Origin of the sequence: Nocardiopsis lucentensis DSM 44048 (assembly GCF_000341125.1) — a bacterium.
Taxonomy (GTDB): Bacteria; Actinomycetota; Actinomycetes; order Streptosporangiales; family Streptosporangiaceae; genus Nocardiopsis; species Nocardiopsis lucentensis.
In genome coordinates this window covers 1-4,272 of sequence record NZ_ANBC01000482.1, presented here as the reverse complement: position 1 = coordinate 4,272, position 4,272 = coordinate 1, and the positions used below count along the sequence as shown (strand labels likewise).

Here is a 4,272-nt window from a genome sequence, read left to right as displayed (position 1 = left end):
CCGCCGGAGCCGGTCGGTGGACGACCTGGTGCGGGCGGTGGAGGGGGTGGACCCGGCGCGCGGTGGGACACCCACGGCTCGGATGGCCGCGGTGTTGCGCGCCGGGCCCGAGGAGGGCCGCCTCGGCCGCGGGGAAGTACCGGCCGGACCCGGCCCACCGGACACGAGTCTCGAGCCCCGGTCTTACGCGCCGCTTTCGCCTGGGTGAGTTTCGCCGGCCACGCGGGAGAAGAGGATCTCGGTGGGTCGTGAGAAACCCAAGGGGCGGTTGTGATCTCGGTTCGATCCGTTCTCGGGGGTCCTCACGGGCCGCGTGAGTCGCTAGTGTCGATCACATGACACAGAACAATGATCCCAACGTCGACCCGGCGGGGAACACACAGCACTTCCGCCGTTTCGTCGATGAGAATCCCGTGACCGACGAGCCCGCGCGCCGACCGATCGTTCCGCTCGTCCTGGCCGGTGTCGGTGTGGTCCTCGTCATCGCCGTGGCCGTCATCGTCTTCCTCGCTCTCACCTAGGCCCCCTTGTTCCGGGCCGTCGCCTCGCCTCGGCCCCGAGCACGGGTCAGGGGCGTCCTGAGTGGCCGTTCCATCGGTTCGCGGCCGCCCCGAGGTCCTGCTAAGGTTGTCGTTGTCGCCAGGGAGGACGGCCCACCGGCCGCCCTGGAACACGACGAGCGTCATTAGCTCAGTTGGCAGAGCAGCTGACTCTTAATCAGCGGGTCCGGGGTTCGAGTCCCTGATGACGCACACCGGAACGGTCCCGGTCGGGAGGTCACGCCTCCCGACCGGGACCGTTCGTCTTCTCCTCCGCCCGCGTTCACCCTGGTGGCGTGCCCCACACGGAGCCGCCGCCGGTTCGGGGCGGTCCGGAGATCCGGTAGAGTTGAATCCGTTGCCGCGGCGGGCCGAAGGCCCCCGAGACGACGAGCGTCGTTAGCTCAGTTGGCAGAGCAGCTGACTCTTAATCAGCGGGTCCGGGGTTCGAGTCCCTGACGACGCACAGACAAGGCCCTGGTCGATCGACCAGGGCCTTCGTGTTGTGCGGGGTGTGATTCCGCCCACGGCCACCCCTCGCCCCGCCGGGTCTTCTCCGGCGGTGTGCCGAACCACCGTCGAACCCCGGAAGGGCCCACGGCTCAACGGTTTCCCCACTCGCGGCGAATGGTGTTCCGCGCCCCGGCCACTCCGGCCGAGCCCCGGATCCGCGTTCTGTCACAGGCCTGGTTTATTGTTCCCATACCCCTTGGGCGAGGAAATCTCTCCGCCAGGGCCTGCAAGTATCACTGGTGGTAGTCATCCATTCGCTATTCGTCGTTTTCTTTATTTCGAATTGACATTCCCCGCCCGGTGGGGAACTCTTGCGACTCGCGCCCCCCGCGCGAGATCACCCCTGAACACACCCGGAGTACCCTCATGTCTTCCGTCTCCCCCGCTATCCGCACCACCCTGGTGTCCGCGACGGCCGTCGGCGCCGTGCTCGGACTCAGCGGCTGCGGCGCCCTGCTCTCCGTGATCGGCGGCGGCAACGTCTTCGAGCTCAACGTCGGTGACTGCTTCGTCGAGGAGGAGCTGAACGCCGCCTTCGGAAGCGAGAAGGTCTCCGACGTGCCGCTGGTCGACTGCGCCGAGCCGCACGACTCCGAGTTCTTCTACGCGGAGGACATGGCGGAGGGTGACTTCCCGGGTGAGGCTGCTGTCGACGCGGCGGTCGAGGACGTGTGCTACGGCGACAACTTCACCGATTTCGTCGGTGTCCCCTACACCGAGTCCGAGATCTACGCCGGTGCGCTCTTCCCGGACGCCACCGGCTGGGAGAACTTCGACGACCGGGAGATCATCTGCTACGTGTTCACCGAGGAAATGGTCACCGGCACCCTCGAGGGCGCCAACCGCTAGCCGACGGCGAAGCGCCGTGCCGGGGCGGGGTCCACACGGGCCCCGCCCCTCGTTGTCACCGGCGGCCCTCCGACGGCTCGGGGGCCGATACTCCCGGCACCTATCGATTCGGTGACATGCCGAACGTTCCTCCCCTTCCGTGCGTCTGTACGGGTGTCACCGGCCTTCCGTCGGTGCGAGTACGACGACCCCGTGGAGTGACCGTGGTGTTCGATACGCGCCGTCCGATACCCGGCCGAACCGCCCTGGGCCTCCTGGCCGTCGGCGCCGCCCTGGCGCTGTCGGCGTGCGGCGCCGTCCCCCTGCTTCCCCCCGCCCTGAGCGACGGCCGGACCCTCGAACCGGAGCCCACCGAGACCTCCAGCCCGGAGCCGCGTCCGACCCCGCCCCCTGAGCCAACCCACACGCCCGAGCCCACCGAGTCCCCCGGCCCGGAGTACGTCAGCGTCTTCGCGCTGGAGGAGGGCGACTGCGTCGCGGAGTTCGAGGGCCGCGAGGGGATCTCCCAGGTGCCGGTCGTCCACTGCGACGAACCGCACCTCTACGAGATCTACTACGCGGGTGACCTCGACGGCGATGAGTACCCCGGGGAGGAGGAGGTCATCTCGATGACCTCCGAGCGGTGCGGGGAGGAGTTCGAGGACTTCGTCGGTGTCGAGCCGACGCGGTCCGAACTGGCGCACAGGTCGCTCTTCCCCACCGAGGACGGCTGGAACGAGGACGACGACCGCGAGATCCTCTGCCTGGTCCACGAGAGGAACGGAGACCAGGTGGCCGGCAGCCTGGAAGGCGCCCGCCGCTGACCCCGACCGCGTGAACGGCCCGTCCCGGTGGTTCCGGGACGGGCCGCGTCGAGGGAGGGTATTCCCTACCGCCGGACGGCCGACAGCGCGTAGGCGTCCGTCATGGCCTGCCGCACCCCGGCCAGCGCCTCGCCGACCCCGGCGGTCTCCGCCGGGTTCCGGAGCGCGTCGGACGGGCGCGGGAGGCCCGGACAGGTGGCCTCCTCGGGAGCGGCCCCGTCCACCAGGTAGGCGTCGACGGCGTCGGTCACGCAGGACATCCCGGGCATCGAGTAGAAGCCGTGCCCGCCGTCGTCGGCGACGGTGATCAGGGGGTTGTCGAGCCGCTCGGCCATCGCCGGGCCGCCGTCGTAGGCGGTGTTGGCGTCGAACTCACCGGCGATGACCAGCCCGGCCGGGTGGCCGTCGCGCTCGAGGTCGACCAGGGGCTCGACCGGGTCGTAGGAGGCGAAGGTGCACGGCTGCGGTTGGTGTTGGTAGGCGCCCAGGCCGAAGGGGTGCTCCTCGCGGACCTCCCGCATGTCCCGGTAGTACCCGGAGATCCGGTCGGGCCACTCGGCCTCGCACTGCACCGCGATGAGCAGGCCCGCGTTGAACGACTCGTACTCCGGCTCCTCCGCGGCCGCCGCCCCCGCGGACGGCGGGAAGGGCTCGTCGTGGACGAGGTACCAGAGAACGGAGGCGGACACGTCCCACTCGCTCTGGAACCGGGCGTAGTAGCCGACCGCGAAGTCGAAGTCGGCGGTGCCGAACGTCTCCCCCGGAGGGAGCCCGGGGACGTCGTCGCGGGGGTTCTCCCGGAGCCGCCGCGACGTCTCCTCGAAGGTCGCCACGACCTCCTCGGGCGTCGAACCCATGCCGTAGACGTCGTCGCGTTCGGCGATCCAGGGTGTGTAGCGCTCGACGTTGGCGGTGTAGGCCGGGGCCATCCGCGTGAACACGTCGCGCCAGATCCCGTCAGGGTGCACCGAGGAGTCCAGGACGCTGCGGTCCAACCGGTCGGGGAACAGGCTGCCGTACACCGCCCCCAGGTAGGTGCCGTAGGAGACGCCGAAGTAGTTGAGCCTCTCCTCGCCCAGGGCGGCGCGGATGACGTCCATGTCCCGCGCGGTGTTGGCGGTGGTCATGTACGGACGTGTGGCGCCGTCGGCCTGCTGGCAGGCGCGTTCGGCGGCGATCGCCTCGCGCGTGATCCGGGAGAAGTCCGCGTCGTCGGGGCGCGGGACGATCGCTGTCTGGGACACCTCGCACTCCATCCTGGGGGTGGAGGCGCCGCTGCCGCGCGGGTCCATGCCGATGACGTCGTAGACCTCGGCGACCCGTTCGTCGCCGAGTCCGTAGTAGATGCCGCGTTCGGGGTCGTCGGCCAGGGGGAGGGTGCGGCCCGTGCCGCCGGGGCCTCCCGGGTTGGTGAGCAGGATCCCGCGACGCCGTTCGGGGTCGGCGGCGCGTTCGCGGCTGATCGCGATCGTGACGCGCTCGCCGTCGGGGTTCGCGTAGTCCAGGGGCGCCTGGACGTCGGCGCACTCCAGCCCGGCGAGGATCGGCTCCTCGCACGGCGCCCACAC

At 70.1% G+C, this 4,272-nt stretch carries 4 protein-coding genes and 2 tRNA genes; 5 read left to right on the top strand and 1 reads right to left on the bottom strand.

Annotated elements, in window-relative coordinates:
• The first annotated feature begins 335 nt into the window (after positions 1-335).
• From D471_RS0117160 to D471_RS0117140, 5 genes are all read left to right on the top strand, one after another.
• Positions 336-521, top strand: coding sequence for a hypothetical protein (locus D471_RS0117160; protein WP_017599761.1), 186 nt, complete (start codon positions 336-338; stop codon positions 519-521).
• A gap of 158 nt (positions 522-679) precedes the next feature.
• A tRNA-Lys gene (locus tag D471_RS0117155) sits at positions 680-752 on the top strand.
• Positions 753-932: 180 nt separating this feature from the next.
• Positions 933-1,005, top strand: a tRNA-Lys gene (locus tag D471_RS0117150).
• Between the two features lie 413 nt (positions 1,006-1,418).
• The gene (locus D471_RS0117145) at positions 1,419-1,901 is read left to right on the top strand and encodes a hypothetical protein (protein ID WP_017599760.1); all 483 of its coding nucleotides are present in this window, start codon (positions 1,419-1,421) and stop codon (positions 1,899-1,901) included.
• 203 nt (positions 1,902-2,104) lie between these two features.
• Positions 2,105-2,704, top strand: coding sequence for a septum formation family protein (locus D471_RS0117140; RefSeq protein ID WP_026127810.1), 600 nt, complete (start codon positions 2,105-2,107; stop codon positions 2,702-2,704).
• A 65-nt stretch (positions 2,705-2,769) separates the two neighbouring features.
• On the opposite strand, the gene D471_RS34820 is transcribed toward D471_RS0117140, so the two are convergent.
• Positions 2,770-4,272 (bottom strand): alpha/beta fold hydrolase (locus D471_RS34820; RefSeq protein ID WP_017599758.1); only part of this gene is annotated, 1,503 nt, incomplete at its 5' end.

What these genes read in the sequence shown, in the direction of transcription:
- D471_RS0117160 (WP_017599761.1), top strand. Translation starts at nt 336, where the DNA reads ATGACACAGAACAATGATCCCAACGTCGACCCGGCGGGGAACACACAG.
- D471_RS0117145 (WP_017599760.1), top strand. Translation starts at nt 1,419, where the DNA reads ATGTCTTCCGTCTCCCCCGCTATCCGCACCACCCTGGTGTCCGCGACG.